Annotated in this window: 13 protein-coding genes and 2 pseudogenes; 12 read left to right on the top strand and 3 right to left on the bottom strand. The window is 42.6% G+C overall.

Translation table 11 applies throughout. From position 1 onward, the window contains the following. The first annotated feature begins 174 nt into the window (after nucleotides 1-174). The 3 genes and pseudogenes from der to VB740_RS31980 form a co-directional block, all read left to right on the top strand. A complete protein-coding gene (gene der / locus VB740_RS31990) occupies nucleotides 175-1,545 on the top strand; it encodes a ribosome biogenesis GTPase Der (protein ID WP_323203849.1) in 1,371 nt (456 codons plus the stop codon). Nucleotides 1,546-1,711: 166 nt separating this feature from the next. Beyond that, a complete protein-coding gene (locus tag VB740_RS31985) occupies nucleotides 1,712-2,632 on the top strand; it encodes an energy-coupling factor transporter transmembrane protein EcfT (RefSeq protein WP_323203848.1) in 921 nt (306 codons plus the stop codon). Between the two features lie 268 nt (nucleotides 2,633-2,900). Continuing rightward, nucleotides 2,901-3,116, top strand: a pseudogene (locus VB740_RS31980) (hypothetical protein); the annotation flags it as partial. Here VB740_RS31980 and VB740_RS31975 read toward each other — a convergent pair. Next, nucleotides 3,082-3,309, bottom strand: a complete 228-nt coding sequence (locus tag VB740_RS31975) for a hypothetical protein (RefSeq protein WP_323203847.1) — start codon at nucleotides 3,307-3,309, stop codon at nucleotides 3,082-3,084. The pseudogene VB740_RS31980 and the gene VB740_RS31975 overlap by 35 nt on opposite strands. Nucleotides 3,310-3,486: 177 nt before the next feature. On the opposite strand from VB740_RS31975, the gene pipX reads away from it, so the two are divergent. The 5 genes from pipX to VB740_RS31950 all read left to right on the top strand — a co-directional run bounded on the left by pipX (nucleotide 3,487) and on the right by VB740_RS31950 (nucleotide 9,191). After that, nucleotides 3,487-3,765, top strand: coding sequence for a transcriptional coactivator PipX (pipX, locus tag VB740_RS31970; protein WP_069068710.1), 279 nt, complete (start codon nucleotides 3,487-3,489; stop codon nucleotides 3,763-3,765). Further along, a complete protein-coding gene (locus tag VB740_RS31965) occupies nucleotides 3,762-4,430 on the top strand; it encodes a YggS family pyridoxal phosphate-dependent enzyme (protein WP_323203846.1) in 669 nt (222 codons plus the stop codon). The genes pipX and VB740_RS31965 overlap by 4 nt, the downstream gene beginning before the upstream one ends. 384 nt (nucleotides 4,431-4,814) lie before the next feature. Continuing rightward, a complete protein-coding gene (locus VB740_RS31960) occupies nucleotides 4,815-5,417 on the top strand; it encodes a cell division protein SepF (RefSeq protein ID WP_323203845.1) in 603 nt (200 codons plus the stop codon). 127 nt (nucleotides 5,418-5,544) lie between these two features. Next, nucleotides 5,545-6,363, top strand: coding sequence for a pyrroline-5-carboxylate reductase (proC, locus tag VB740_RS31955; protein ID WP_323203844.1), 819 nt, complete (start codon nucleotides 5,545-5,547; stop codon nucleotides 6,361-6,363). 149 nt (nucleotides 6,364-6,512) lie between these two features. Then, nucleotides 6,513-9,191 (top strand): RNA helicase, encoded by a 2,679-nt coding sequence (locus VB740_RS31950; RefSeq protein WP_323203843.1) that lies wholly within the window; start codon nucleotides 6,513-6,515, stop codon nucleotides 9,189-9,191. A 218-nt stretch (nucleotides 9,192-9,409) separates the two neighbouring features. Here the strand turns inward: VB740_RS31950 and VB740_RS31945 are convergent, their stop codons facing one another. Further along, complete coding sequence (locus tag VB740_RS31945; protein WP_323203842.1) at nucleotides 9,410-9,784, bottom strand: hypothetical protein; 375 nt, start codon at nucleotides 9,782-9,784, stop codon at nucleotides 9,410-9,412. 308 nt (nucleotides 9,785-10,092) lie between these two features. Here VB740_RS31945 and VB740_RS31940 point away from each other — a divergent pair, with 308 nt between their 5' ends. The 3 genes from VB740_RS31940 (at nucleotide 10,093) to VB740_RS31930 (ending at nucleotide 13,208) form a co-directional block, all read left to right on the top strand. After that, the gene (locus VB740_RS31940; protein WP_323203841.1) at nucleotides 10,093-12,087 is read left to right on the top strand and encodes a heavy metal translocating P-type ATPase; all 1,995 of its coding nucleotides are present in this window, start codon (nucleotides 10,093-10,095) and stop codon (nucleotides 12,085-12,087) included. A 111-nt stretch (nucleotides 12,088-12,198) separates the two neighbouring features. Further along, nucleotides 12,199-12,876 carry a hypothetical protein gene (locus VB740_RS31935; RefSeq protein ID WP_323203840.1) on the top strand — a complete coding sequence of 226 codons (678 nt, stop codon included), beginning with the start codon at nucleotides 12,199-12,201 and terminating at the stop codon, nucleotides 12,874-12,876. Between the two features lie 197 nt (nucleotides 12,877-13,073). Then, nucleotides 13,074-13,208 (top strand): hypothetical protein, encoded by a 135-nt coding sequence (locus VB740_RS31930; RefSeq protein ID WP_323203839.1) that lies wholly within the window; start codon nucleotides 13,074-13,076, stop codon nucleotides 13,206-13,208. 425 nt (nucleotides 13,209-13,633) lie between these two features. On the opposite strand, the gene VB740_RS31925 is transcribed toward VB740_RS31930, so the two are convergent. Beyond that, the gene (locus tag VB740_RS31925; RefSeq protein ID WP_323203838.1) at nucleotides 13,634-14,725 is read right to left on the bottom strand and encodes an aromatic ring-hydroxylating dioxygenase subunit alpha; all 1,092 of its coding nucleotides are present in this window, start codon (nucleotides 14,723-14,725) and stop codon (nucleotides 13,634-13,636) included. Nucleotides 14,726-15,071: 346 nt separating this feature from the next. On the opposite strand from VB740_RS31925, the pseudogene VB740_RS31920 reads away from it, so the two are divergent. Then, nucleotides 15,072-15,356 (top strand): annotated as a pseudogene (locus tag VB740_RS31920) (MerR family transcriptional regulator); the annotation flags it as partial. Nucleotides 15,357-15,386: the final 30 nt, after the last annotated feature.

Genomic DNA, 15,386 nt, shown 5'->3' with positions numbered 1-15,386 from the left:
TAAGCCAGAAACCCCTCATGTAGAGACGCGATTTATCGCGTCTAAAAGACTGACAGGTTAGAGGAGGTTTCTTTGACATCGCCTCAGATGATTGGGAAATTATTAAAACTTCAAGTTTAAAGCGAGTAAAATGTAAGTACGTGATATACTACGTCTCTCACTTACCCTGGTTTTATGGCACTGCCAATTGTTGCAATTATCGGACGCCCAAATGTGGGCAAATCCACCCTGGTTAATCGACTCGCCGGGGAACAAACGGCGATTGTCCATGATGAACCGGGAGTGACACGCGATCGCACTTATCTACCAGCTTTCTGGAATGGTCGGGAATTTTTAGTGGTAGACACTGGTGGTTTAGTTTTTAATGATGATACCGAATTTTTACCACTGATTCGCCAACAGGCAATGACAGCGCTTGCAGAAGCATGTGCCGCTATTTTTGTCGTAGATGGCCAAACAGGCCCCACCTCGGCAGATTTAGAAATTGCCGAATGGATGCGCCAACAAACTGTACCCGTTCTACTGGCTGTAAATAAATGTGAATCTCCAGAACAAGGCTTAATGCAAGCTGCCGAATTTTGGGAATTGGGATTGGGCGAACCTTACCCTATCTCCGCGATTCATGGCAGTGGCACAGGAGAGTTACTCGACGAGTTAGTTAACCATATCCCTGCTATTGAAGACATTCCAGACACGAATGAAATCAAAGTAGCAATTGTGGGCCGCCCAAATGTGGGTAAATCGAGCTTACTCAATTCTTTTGTTGGGGAAGAAAGGGCAATTGTCAGCCCGATTTCCGGTACTACCCGCGATGCTATTGATACCGTCATTGAACGAGAGGGGCAAACCTACCGCTTGATTGACACCGCTGGTATTCGCAAAAAGAAACACATAGAATACGGCACGGAATTCTTTAGTATTAATCGGGCTTTCAAAGCGATTCGCCGCGCTGACGTGGTTTTATTAGTAATAGATGCCGTAGATGGAGTTACTGAGCAAGACCAAAAATTAGCTGGGCGGATTATCGAAGAAGGTCGAGCTTGCATCATCGTCGTTAATAAGTGGGATGCTGTCGAAAAAGACTCTTACACAATCTACGACTACGAAAAAACTCTGCAATCACGGTTACATTTTACCGAATGGGCAGAAACAATTTTTGTGAGTGCCTTGTCAGGACAACGGGTAGAGAAGATTCTAGAGTTGGTGAAAACTGCGGCTGAATCACACAAACGCCGTGTTAGCACATCAGTTATTAACGAAGTCTTAACAGACGCTGTGAGTTGGCATTCACCGCCAGCATCTCGTGGTGGGCGTCAAGGCAAAATTTATTATGGTACACAAGTAAGTAGCCAACCACCAACGATCGCACTATTTGTCAATGATTCTAAACGCTTCAACGACAACTACCGCCGCTACATTGAACGCCAATTCCGGCAACAGCTAGGATTTAAAGGCACGCCAATTATCTTACTGTGGCGGAGCAAAAAAGTCCGTGATGCCGAAATTGGTAATGTTAATCGAGCAACTCGCGTCAAAATAAGTTAGGAGACAGGAGAGACGCCATGAATCGCGTCTGTACAAGGGAGATGCGATGAATCGGGTCTTTATAGGAGTTATGAGTTAAAGCCAAAATTGCTATTTTTAAACCTATGTCAACATAATAGGTTAACCCAGAAGTCAAAACTCCTAACTCCTAACTCCTAACTCTAAAATGGATTTATTGCGATCGCTGCCACTTGGACTTTATTTAGAACAACCCCAAACTTGGCTGCATAAAATCGATCCGCGAGTCAAATTCGCCTGGTTGATGAGCTTTTTAACAAGCTATGTTTTAGCTAACAACTATTGGCGGGTGCTGCTGGTAGTAGTATTGATTCTTGCCACCTTGATTGCTAGGATTCCCCGACGAGTATGGCAGCAGCAAATGGGTTGGCTATTAATGCTATCATTTTTTGTCTTAGCGATCGGAGCCATCAGTCCTGATGCAATGGGTGTAGATCATCAGCCACGCCTGCCAGCTAATGAACAAATATTAGTCCAGCCAGCATTCTCTAATAATCTTGTTCAAGAGCCAGCAGGTAATAACAAGAAATACAGCTATGTTTTGTTTCACAAAGGCCCAGTCAAAGTAACTCGTCGCTCCTTAGATTTGGCGATACGTCTGAGTACAATTATATTTACCGTAATTTACAGTACTAACCTGTATCTGCTGACAACCGCACCAGAAGAAATCACATCTGGCATAGAAAGCCTAATGCAACCTCTGCGACGCTTCAAGTTGCCTGTCACCGAAATTGCTTTAACTTTAACCTTGTCCTTGCGCTTTATTCCCCTGGTTTTAGAAGAAGTGCAAAACTTATTTCGCTCCGTGATGACAAGGGCAATTAATTGGAAAAAGCTGGGATTGAAAGGAGGATTCAAAGTTTGGATGACAGTCGCAGAGAGACTGTTAGAAAATCTGCTCTTACGAGCCGATCAAATGGCGAATGCAATGATGGTGCGGGGTTTTACCAGTCCCAACGAGCATCGAGTGCAGTGGCACGACTTACGATTTAAAGGGCGTGACTGGCTTGCGATCGCAACTTTAATTTTATTCTGGGGAATACGCCTAGCTATAGGAACTAAGGTCTAATAGACATCTCCAGAAATTAATTATGCGTTACCTGAAACCCTTGTAGAGACGTTGCAATGCAACGTCTCTACATTCATTTTCACCAGATATCTAATGCTTCTCCATTTCCCCTTCATCGGCGTTGGTTAGATTAGCTAGAATATAATGTGGCATGGAAAATTGAACATTGACTCCATAATAAAATTGATCCCCTGCCATTTATCGTAGCTTTTTGGTATGAACCAGATGGTTTGGCAGTTTTGGATCGCGCTCAACCAATTTATGAACTCCCTACTGGGCACTCAACACCGTCTGGGGACAAGTTCATGCAAGAATTATCGCAGACAGCGATCCTGAGAAAGAGTGGTATGAATCTCTGCACAAAGCCCAGACACAATTGGCAGCGCTGAAAATGTTTCTTTCTAGCCCCCAATCCCCAGTCACTTATTCCCTCAGCTATTTTGTGCCATTTAGCCACAGTTGTGGCAGTATGGAAAGGAGTTGAAAAGTTGGCTGTTGGCGTTGGGAACTTCAAAGGGTGTTTTCCCTTGCCACGCAGAACTTCCAACCAGAGGCTCAGGACTATTTTGTGCCTTGTCCCAACAAATTGGTAAATTGAAGTCACCAAAGCAGATGGTGATGTTTCTCAACCAGCGTCTACTCTCTGAATCTACGCTTCGCGGCTTCTGTTGTACCATTTCGCTTCACTACCACTAGCTTCATCTGCCGATTAGAAACTAGATCAAGGTCTTCGTAACCGCAGTTTTGCATTTTAAGCAAATATTCTGACGAATGTTGGTATTATCGTCTGAATGTTTGGAATTCACTGCGAAAAGATATACATACTCCCACCTTGACTACACCTTGACTCTTAAATGAATCCAGAAAACGCAGAAACTTACATAAACCATCCAACTTGGGGTTTACTCTACAAAATCTGTATGGTTGATGAGAACCAGGATTTGTTCACCACACTTTATGCCCAGCGCCTGTTTTTTTTGGTCGCAAATGACGTTAAAGGTGTTAAATTCCAGTCTTTAGGACGGACTGAGGCTAGAATGATGTTGGAAAATCGCTTACGTACCCTGCGGCGCAGTGGGCATTCTCAGGAGTACGATCAGCTTCAGAGTGTTTTCCAACGCACCTTCCAATGAATAGTTCGATTTCCGAACGTATTGTTACCATTCGCTCCTCACTGCCAGCTTCAGTCCGATTGATTGCTGTTAGCAAGCAAGCTTCTGCCCAGGCCATTCGGTCTGCCTATGCCGCAGGAATTCGTGATTTTGGGGAGAGTCGTATCCAAGAAGCCGCCAGCAAACAAGCCGAGTTGCAAGACTTACCGGATATTACCTGGCACTTTATTGGACATTTGCAAAGTAATAAAGCCAAAAAAGCCATCGAGCAATTCCATTGGATTCACTCCGTCGATAACTTGAAGCTGGCACAGCGTTTAGATCAATTGGCGCAACAGCTAGGAGTGAGTCCCCAGGTTTGCCTGCAAGTGAAAATTCTCCCTGATCCCAATAAGTCTGGTTGGAGTGTGCCAGAACTTTTGGCTGATTTACCCACACTCAATCAATACAAAAGTTTACAAATTCAAGGTTTGATGACAATTCCCCCTTCAGGATTAAATGATCCCGAAATTCTAAGTGTATTTACTCTCAATCGGGAACTAGCAAAGAAAATCCAGGAACAAAACTGGTCGCATATTAAAATGCAACACTTGTCTATGGGTATGTCAGGCGACTACGAACTGGCAGTGCAAGCAGGCGCAACGATGGTACGATTAGGAACAATATTGTTTGGCGATCGCTCTTAGCCTATTAGTCATCAATCTTGTAAGTCAGTATTAATACAGATCAGAATTTGATGACAACAATTTTGTAACAGACTGGTGCAATTGGAAACAAAGGATATAGTATTGACAAGAGCAATCGCCAAGGCAAAATAGGGTACAAAGAGCTTTCCTTCGGACAAACCTTAGGATATAATCTTGACTCATTATTATGTTTAGGCGATGCACAGACCTTTCCAAGAAGTGTCAGTTCATCGCCAAAACCAGTAGTATAGGTTACAAATAGCAAGAGCCTTGCTAGAGTATCCACCGATGTAGCGTAGTTTACCGCCGTAGGCATTATTCTTAGCTCAATTAATCCTCAGCCAAGTCAATACAGGCTATTCGCACCAGGAGAGTACACACACAATGAACAATATTTTTTCCAAACTCAGAGACTTTGTGGGTCTAAATGAGCAAGTGGAATACGAGTATTACGAAGAAGAACCAGAAACAGATAATAATTACCAAAACCTGTATCAGCAAGAAAATCCCCAACCACCGGCACCACAGGAGAGCGCAACTGCTCAAAATCGACGCTGGCGGGAACCAGTGCCTACAATGGGAGATGATATGACAGCAGGTTCAAAGCCAATGGGGAATGTGATTGGTATGCCAGGAGCAATTAACGGAATTTCGGAAGTTTTAGTACTCGAACCACGCACCTTTGAAGAAATGCCCCAGGCAATTCAGGCGTTGCGAGAACGCAAGTCAGTGGTATTAAATCTGACAATCATGGACCCGGATCAAGCTCAACGAGCAGTAGATTTTGTTGCAGGTGGTACTTACGCATTAGATGGACATCAAGAGCGCATCGGTGAGAGCATCTTTTTGTTTACACCAAGCTGTGTCCAAGTTAGCACCCAAGGTGGCGTTCTTCATGAAGTACCACAACCGCCAGCACGTCCCTCTCGTCCTACAGGTTCTCCAAATCAAACTTGGGGCAACGAAACTAACCGGATGGCACAATAAAGTTAAATTAGTATTTAGTCCTTTGTCTTTTGTCTTTTGTCATTTGTCCTGGGTTTTGCTCATGGTGACAAATGACAAACGATTAATGACTAATTACCAATGACTAACGACTAATGACTAATGACTAATGACTATAAAATTTGGCTTAATTGGTGGTGGGGTAATGGGAGAAGCGCTCTTATCCCGCCTTATCGCGCGTGGAATTTATCAATCATCAGAAGTCATAGTTAGCGAACCGCTATCTTCACGGCTAGATTTTTTAAGACAGCAATACGATGTTGCAGTGACAACGGATAATAGCCAGGTTTTCGCCCAAGTCAAAGAAGTTATCTTTTTGGCAGTGAAACCGCAGGTGTTTAGCGCGATCGCTCAAGAATTAGCAAATATTGATATTCTTAATAAAGAACAATCACCCCTAATCATTTCGATCTTAGCGGGTGTAACGTTAAGCCAGCTGGAAGCTGCATTTGTGCAATTGCCAGTTATTAGAGCAATGCCCAACACCCCTGCAACAGTGGGAGCGGGAATGACTGCGATTTGTTCAGGTGCATATACCAATGCCAAGCATTACCAAATAGCACAGCAAGTTTTTTCTGCTGTGGGCGAAGTCGTGGAAGTGCCAGAAGGGCTAATGGATGCAGTCACAGGGTTATCTGGTAGCGGCCCAGCTTACGTGGCGCTCTTGGTAGAAGCACTTGCTGATGGCGGAGTATCCGCAGGTTTACCTAGAGCAATTGCCAATCAACTAGCCTTGCAAACCGTACTGGGAACAGCGAAACTGTTGCAAGAAACCAAAATGCACCCAGCAGAACTCAAAGATCGCGTTACCAGTCCTGGTGGTACAACCATTGCGGGAATTGCCAAACTAGAACAAGCGGGATTCCGTTCAGCTTTAATTGAAGCAGTAAAAGCTGCCACACAGCGATCGCAAGAACTGGGAAAATGAGAAAGTAGGGAATGGGGAATGAGGAGTGGGGAGTGGGGAAAATTCAATAAAATTTATTCTATTCCTAGTCCCCTACTCCCCTCTCTCTCTAACGAAGTTGACAAAAGACTCGTTAGTATAGTAAACAATCTGGTTGCAAATGTGATTGAGTGAATTATCCTGCACCGTCTCCAGAACTTGACTTAGGGTCTATATTCCCCTTTGATCTGGATCAGTTTCAAAAAGAAGCGATCGCGTCCCTGAACGCCGGACGCTCAGTTGTCGTATGTGCCCCCACAGGTTCGGGCAAAACATTAGTCGGAGAATACGCCATTTATCGCGCCCTAGCGCGAGGAAAACGTGTATTTTACACTACTCCCCTGAAGGCGCTGTCAAACCAAAAATTACGCGATTTTCGGGAAAAATTCGGGTTTGATCAAGTCGGACTGTTAACTGGAGATGCTTCCATTAACAGAGATGCACCGATTTTGGTGATGACCACAGAAATTTTCCGAAATATGCTTTATGGCACACCCATTGGGCAAATAGGCATCTCGTTAGTAGACGTTGAAGCGGTGATACTTGATGAGTGTCACTACATGAACGATCGCCAGCGCGGTACAGTTTGGGAAGAATCCATCATCTATTGTCCTCGTGAAGTGCAACTGGCAGCCCTTTCAGCAACAGTTGCCAACAGCGATCAACTCACCGACTGGCTAAATCGCGTTCATGGCCCAACAGACCTGATTTACTCCGATTTTCGCCCAGTTCCCTTGGAATTTCACTTTTGCAATCCCAAAGGGTTATTTCCCCTGCTGAATGATAGCAAAACCAAAATTAACCCCCGCCTTCTTCAGAAGAAGAAGGGGAGAGGGGGAGAAAGGGAGAAAGGGAGAAGTGGTAGGCCTGAGGCTCCTGGAATAATTTATACCTTGAGCCAGTTAGAGCAACGGGATATGCTACCAGCCATTTACTTCATCTTCAGTCGCCGGGGATGTGATAAAGCAGTGGCAGAAGTCGGTGATTTATGGTTGGTAAATAATGAAGAGTCCCAGATTTTACGGCAACAGATTGATGACTTTTTAGCCCGTAATCCCGAAGCAGGGCGTTCTGGACAAATTGCACCCCTGTACCGGGGAATTGCTGCCCACCACGCCGGAATTTTGCCTGCTTGGAAAGCGCTAGTAGAAGAACTATTTCAGCAGGGGTTGATTAAAGTAGTATTCGCCACTGAGACGCTAGCAGCGGGAATTAATATGCCCGCCCGGACAACGGTGATTTCCACCCTTTCCAAGCGTACCGATACTGGACACCGCTTGTTGAACGCTTCCGAATTCTTGCAAATGGCGGGACGAGCAGGCCGCCGAGGGATGGATAAACAAGGTCATGTGGTGACAGTCCAAACTCCCTTTGAAGGAGCTAAAGAAGCCGCGTATTTAGGAACATCTAAGCCAGATCCCCTCGTTAGCCAGTTTACGCCTAGTTATGGCATGGTACTCAACTTGCTGCAAACCCATACCCTAGAGCAAACTAGGGAACTCATAGAACGCAGTTTTGGGCAGTACATGGCCACCTTGCATTTACGGCCAGAATACGATGAGATTGCCGAACTCGAAACCCAATTAGCTCAACTTCATGAGCAAATCGCCGCAGTTGATGAAAATGAACTGGCTATTTATGAGAAATTGCGGCAACGCCTAAAAGTGGAACGCCAGATCCTGAAAACCTTGCAAGAGCAAGCGCAGGAAGACAGACAAGAAGAATTGGGGATGATGTTGGGTTTTGCTGTGTCAGGAACTCTGTTGAGTCTCAAGGGCAAAAACATCACAGTGTCTACACCCGTAACCGCAGTTTTAGTGGGGAAATCGCCGGGTTCTGGTCAAGCTCCTTACTTGGTATGCTTGGGGCACGATAACCGTTGGTATGTAGCAACCACAGGGGATGTAGTCGATTTGTATGCCGAACTACCGCGAATTGAAGTGCCACCTGATGTATTACCACCGCCAGAGATGCCTTTGAAGCCAGGGCAGTCGCGCCGTGGTAACGAACAAACATTTGCGATCGCTACGCGTATTCCCAATCCGCTAGAATCATTGCATCTGGCACCAGAAGTAGCAGAACAACTCAGTCGCACTGCTGCCGTCCAAGAGCAATTAGAAGCTCACCCCCTACATCAATCAGGCAATGCTGCGACGCTTTTCAAGCGCCGGGCCCGCTATGTTGAACTAGAAGCTGAACTCGAACAATTGCAAGGGCAAGTAGAGCAACAGTCACAACGTCATTGGGAAGAATTTCTCAATTTAATCTCAATTCTGCAACACTTTGGCGCTTTAGATAACTTAGTGCCCACAGTATTAGGGCGAATTGCTGCTGCCATCCGGGGCGAGAATGAATTGTGGTTGGGTTTAGTATTCGCTAGTGGTGAATTGGACAACTTAGATCCGCACCATTTAGCCGCCGCCGCCGCCGCTTTGGTGATGGAAACCCCCCGTCCAGATAGCAAGGTTAATTTTGAGCTTAGTAATGAAGTGGCAGAAGCCTTAGCAAAATTGCGGGGAATTCGTCGCCAAATGTTCCAACTACAACGGCGGTATAACGTGGCGCTGCCTATATGGTTGGAATTTGAGTTAATTGCGATCGTGGAACAATGGGCGCTAGGAATGGAATGGATAGAACTCTGCGAAAACACCACCTTGGATGAAGGCGATGTGGTGAGAATTCTCCGGCGGACGTTGGATTTATTATCGCAAATACCCCACGTTCCGCATTTGCCAGACTCTTTCCAGCGTAATGCCTATCGGGCGATGCAGTTGATTGATAGATTCCCTGTGAATGAGGTGGTTGAATAAACTGCGTCTGTGTATCTCCACGTCTTTTTCTCTTTGTGCGTCCTCTTCGTCAAGATTAATTTGAGGGGTTTTTAGTACTACTCCAAACCCCTCAGAAATGAATTTACATTTTGCCAAATATTTAGTTAAAAATGCTTTTTTAGTTTCGTATATCTTCTATACGTGATTAATCATGTGTATCTAACAGAATTTATAGTCGCCATCAGCGCTATTCAATCTTAGTACACTAAGTTTCCAGTACCGCGCAACTGACGCAAAGAATTTACACAGTATGGACAGTCACAACCAAATGTCTGAATTGCAGCATCACTTTCCTCTTCAGTAAAGTTCAACATAGCAATATTCTCATCTGATGCTGATGTGACAATGGTTGATGAACGTGTAGAGGTATATGGTTGCTTTCTCTCTGAATCTCGAATGCACACAAAATCTTTTCCACCATGTGGGTTAGTGATACAGGTACGACCATCTTGTGTGTGCATTAATCGCTGAGTAATACTAGCATGGGCAGGATTCAATACCGCCAACGTAGACATCAGCGACACAAAAATTGAGGAACTGGAAAGCAAATTCAAGATAATTTTTTTGTTCATAAATTCCTTGAGAAAATTGTCTACTAGTTTAGGGTATGCGATTCACTTTCAAACTTCAAGTGAATTTCCTCTAGCTTGACACTTGTTGGCTAAGAAAGTTCCATATATAGGACTCATATTTGATTGATGAAAAACTCCTTACAACTCAAAACGCCTTCTTTACTGTTGCCTATTGCCTGTTAAGCCAAGAGCAATAAACCTGATATAGATTCTCATTCTTAAATTATCAACTTGTAAAAACTTATTTTTTTCATTACATTTGGAAAAAGGCTCATATATCAAGTAATTTACTAGCCTCAACATAAAAAATGAAGCGGAAACTACATTCAGAATCTTCAGGTTGTTGCAACTGTGAACATGAGCATCATGAGAAAGATAACCATGAACATAAGCATAATCATGATGAGAATCATAACCATGACCACAATCACGACCACGGTGGAGAATTCAATCTCAAAAATGAGGTATTGCCTTTAGTAGCGATTTTAAGTTTATATTTGCCTGGTGTAATTTTTCAAGATCAATTACACAACACACTTTACTCGATAGGTGAATATTTGCTTTTCATCCCTGCCTATTTATTAAGTGGATGGAGTGTTTTAAAAACGGCTGGGCGCAATATACTCAGAGGTAGAGTATTCGATGAAACTTTTTTGATGACAGTAGCGACATTAGGGGCGATCGCAATTCATAAGTTACCCGAAGCTGTCGGTGTCATGTTATTTTATAAAATTGGCGAATTGTTCCAAGATATTGCCGTTAGTCGTTCTCGTAATTCGATCAAAGCTTTATTAGAAGTACGTCCAGACTATGCCAATATTAAAATAGAGGGAGAATTAAAAAAAGTATCCCCAAATACAGTAAATATTGGAGATATTATCGTTGTAAAACCTGGGGAAAAGATTCCCTTAGATGGCGAGATAATAGATGGAAATTCACAAGTTGATACATCTGCCTTAACTGGAGAGTCTGTACCACGAACGGTGAGGCTGGGAGAAACAGTTTTGGCTGGGATGATTAACAAAATGGGTGTTCTCAGCATTAGAGTAACAAAACTATTTGGTGACTCTTCCATTGCCAAGATTTTAGACTTGGTACAAAATGCCAAAAGTAAAAAAGCAGAAACAGAAAAATTTATTACTAAATTTGCCCGATATTATACGCCGATAGTAGTTTTTACTTCTCTAGGGGTTGCGCTATTACCTCCTTTATTCATTTCGGGTGCAACTTCTTCAGAATGGATTTATCGTGCCCTAATTTTATTAGTTATTTCCTGTCCGTGTGGACTCGTTATCAGTATTCCCCTAGGTTACTTTGGAGGTGTGGGAGGTGCAGCTAAACGTGGAATTTTAGTTAAAGGCTCTACTTTTTTAGATACTCTAAATGCAGTCAATACAGTTGTATTTGATAAAACTGGAACACTAACTCACGGGGTATTTAAAGTAGCAAAAATAGTACCATGCAATGGCTACGATGAGCAAGAATTGCTGCAATTAGCTGCCAAAGTAGAATCACACTCAAATCATCCCATCGCTCAATCTATCCGTAAGGCTTATAGTGGAAAAATTGATGAATTTGAAGTGAGAGATTATGAAGAAATAGCAGGTTATGGAATTAGAGCCAACGTTGAAAATAAAGTAGTGATAGCAGGAAGCGATCGCTTACTCCACAGAGAGAATATTGCTCATGATAATTGCCAGCTAGAGGGAACAGTTATTCATCTAGCAGTGGATAATATTTACGCTGGGTATATTGTCATTGCTGATGAGTTGAAAGAAGATGCAAGACAAGCTATTCATGCACTCAAGCGACTGGGTGTAGAAAGAACAGTAATGTTGACAGGAGATAATCAAGCGATCGCATCTCGCATTGCTCAACAGCTAGATATAGATGCTTACGAAGCAGAGTTATTACCAGAAGAAAAAGTTAATGCCATTGAGAAGTTACTCAGCACCGTTGGCAAACATAGTAAAGTTGCCTTTGTTGGGGATGGCATTAATGATGCGCCAGTGATTGCTAGAGCAGACGTTGGTATAGCAATGGGTGGGTTAGGCTCAGATGCAGCGATAGAAACTGCCGATATTGTGATCATGACAGATGCACCCTCTAAAGTGGCAGAAGCAATACAAATCGCCAGAAAAACAAGGCAAATTGTTTGGCAAAATATCGTTTTTGCTTTATTCATTAAAGGTGTATTTATTGTATTGGGTATTTTTGGCGTAGCAACAATGTGGGAAGCTGTGTTTGCTGATGTGGGAGTAGCCTTACTAGCAATTTTCAACGCAACTAGAGTCATGAAATAAAATTTTTGGAAAATCGGGAATCCGTAATTGGGAAATTGTAGAAGTTAAAACTGAAAAGCAATAATTGAATATATCGAACACTCCCAAATCGGATTCCCGCAAAGGTAGACTATGAAACCATCTATCAAAGGTATCGCTACAGCTGCGTTAGCTTTGGTGTTAACTAACTTAGCAATTTCAGTAGTTGCATTACCCCATAAAACCAATCAACCGCCAACCGATGCGCGAACGCAACCTTTAAAAGACACTTTAATCGTTCCTGGCGAACGAGTTGGGCCGATAACACGCACAACCACCAGACAAGATTTAGTGAAGCTGTTTGGTGCATCCCATCTTGTTGACAAAACCATTTCTGGCCCTGAGGGAATGGGCAGTTTTGCAGCTACTCAGGTAAATCTAAATCAGGGACGTTCTCTCTTGGTAGTTTGGAGTGATAGTTCTCGTACTAAACCTGTAGATGTGCGTAACCTGGGTTCAGCTTGGAAAACCCGTGAAGGTATCGGTATTGGAACCCCATTGAACGAGTTACGCAAGAGGTTAGGTGACTTTAAACTCTATGGATTGGCGTGGGATTACAGCGGCACTATTTTGCTGGATAGTAGCGAATTATCCCGCTATCAGGGCAAACTCATCCTGCGAGTAAACGCTGCTCCCAATGCTGCACAGAAATATCCCAATGATTATAAAGCAGTGTCAGGCGATCGCACTTTTTCCTCTAGCAATCCCCATTGGAAACCTCTGGGAATCAGGCTAGCAGAAATAATCGTTGTACTCAACCCAAGTCAGTAGTGGTATGCTAATGCTAAACATCAGTTTGCTTGCTAAGACCTAAAAGAGCAATTCCATAGGCAGCTTGTTCTGTAGTATATTCACTGTCGTTCCAACAGCTTTCTACTAGTTTAATTGCTGTAGGGCGACGGCGATCGCAACAAAAACTAGATGCACTTCAGGCAGAATTTGACATCCGTAGCGATAAGTTGAAGCAGATGAATAAAGCTGTAGCAATTGAGGCTGGTACGGCAGTTAAGTTTCAATTAGAACAGCAGCTTCTTGATGAAGAGGCAAAACTGACACATCTTAGCGATGAACTGGATAAAATTGAGTCTGCAATGCAATCATGAGACTTATGTAAATATACAGTTATTTGGCGGATGAAAATTAGGATTTCCTAACCCAGAAAACAAGAAAAACATAGATATTAAGTTAATCGGTGTTTGTTTATACTATTTCAATTCTTTGTAGTCGTTATACTCATGACTTAGGTTCTACCTGGGAATTAGGAAGTGGCTTTGCCACTTCTTTTTATTTATCTGCTAGCCCAGTAAAAAATAAATTAAAAGTTAAAAGTAATTCGTTCAACTTTGAACCTTTATTAATTGTTATACCATTTGGCAAAATACCTGCTATAGCTACATTGCTAAGGGCGTACATCTGTACGCCCCTATAGCCCATTCATTTACTGCAAAGATTGTTGACAATGGTATGATTTTGTGTATGTTTAATTGACCAAACAGTATAACGGAATTCTGGTCATATAGACATGATGTTAATCATTACTCATTGTATCTTGCCATCTCTCACGCTTGGGCTTGCTCTCCACATCGCGCGATCGCGCTTCTTGCCAAGTCCCCCACATTAGGGATTGCTGTTTTTCAACATGGTTAATAAACTGCATAATTGACTGGTCTGCTTTGATGGGAGTTTTCAAATCAAATTTAATTGTTTGGACAATCTTGATGTCACCCATGAGAAAGAACTTACCTGCAATCTTAGTCAGCCATAACACAATTCGATTGCATAACCAACCAAAAAATCCTTTACGTTTCTTAGTAATCAACAGTATTTGACCTTCAGTTTTTCCCCCTTCGTGAAGTCGTACTGTAAACATCGTGTGGACATGGAAAAAATCGGGGCCAAGTGTCACAATGCCAATGCTACCGTACCAATAGCAAACACTGTAAGCTATGGCATTTTTGTAGAAAAGACGGATGAGCTTGATCAAAAAGGAATTTTCTTCTTTAAAAGGTGTAGTATTGCTGAAGATAATAGCATTCTCATTCAGTTCGTATCTTTCAAAAATAATTTCTAGTGGCAGTTTATGAACTGTATTGAGGTGTTGAGCATCAATTGCATTAATCATCACCACATTGGGATGACAGTTCATCATGAAGGGAGAATGGATAGCGACATCACACTCTTTTTGTTCCAACTCTGGAACAAAAGGTAGGGGTTGCTGTGGTATTTCTCCAGTCCAAACCCAAATCATCCCGTACTTCTCAGCAGTAGGCCAAGTTTGTAATTTCAAGGAAGGCGGCGTATCTAAACATGGGATATCAATACACGTCCCCTCAGCATCAAACTTCCAGTGATGGAAAAAACAACGTAGTGCATTACCTTCAACTTTACCTTCAGCAAGGTGAGCGCCCATATGTGGGCAGTAGGCATCAAAGGTAACTACTCTTTTGTCTTTTCCCCGATAAATCACTAGTTCTCTGCCCAAAATTGTGACAGGTTTTACTTCACCTACCCGCAGATTTTTAGAGGGTATTACCCAATACCATCCTTCAATAAAACGCTCTGGATTATTGAAGTTTTTAGGTTTCCTGGTTGAGCTATAAGCCTGCGAGTTGAGATTCATTTTATGGTTTCACTTGAGGTGAAGCAGTTGATCTAGAAGTAACATGAGAACTATAAAAAAACAGTTACTTTCAGTACCACAACAAACAGTTACCCAATAAATGGAGAAAATTAGCGAGGTGAAACATTGAGTGATTTTTATAAAAGTTGTTAAAATTAAGCTAGTCAAATCTCAGCTTGTATAAGCTAATATCCATTCAAAACATATATTTGGAAAATGAAAACTTAGTAATATCTCTAATTAGATAAAAATTTAAACTACTGATACGAAGATTTTGCTAAATCTCAAATGACTGAATTACCCAGAAAATATGTAATAATAAATACAATATTTGGGGAAATCTGCCATGTTAGCTCAGGAGACAAAACTGCTTTTAATTGGTCAGGTAACAGATATAAGCGGAATTCCTATTAGGACAATTCGCTATTACGAGAGTTTAGGATTAATCAAATCATTAAGACGAACAGAGGGAGGCTTCCGCCAGTTTTCATTGGATGTACTGACTCGTCTAGCATTTATTAAAAGGGCACAAAATCTTGGTCTTAGCTTAGAGGAGATTGGAAATATTCTTCAGGTTTATGACCAAGGACAAGCCCCCTGTGATAACAATACTTCTCGGTTAAGGGGAAAAGGGTAAAGGGAAAAAGGGAAAGAAAAAACC

The organism is Nostoc sp. UHCC 0251 (genome assembly GCF_034932245.1).
Lineage (GTDB): Bacteria > Cyanobacteriota > Cyanobacteriia > Cyanobacteriales > Nostocaceae > Nostoc.
Note: the sequence above shows the minus strand (reverse complement) of the source record. Positions and strands in the feature narration are given on the sequence as shown.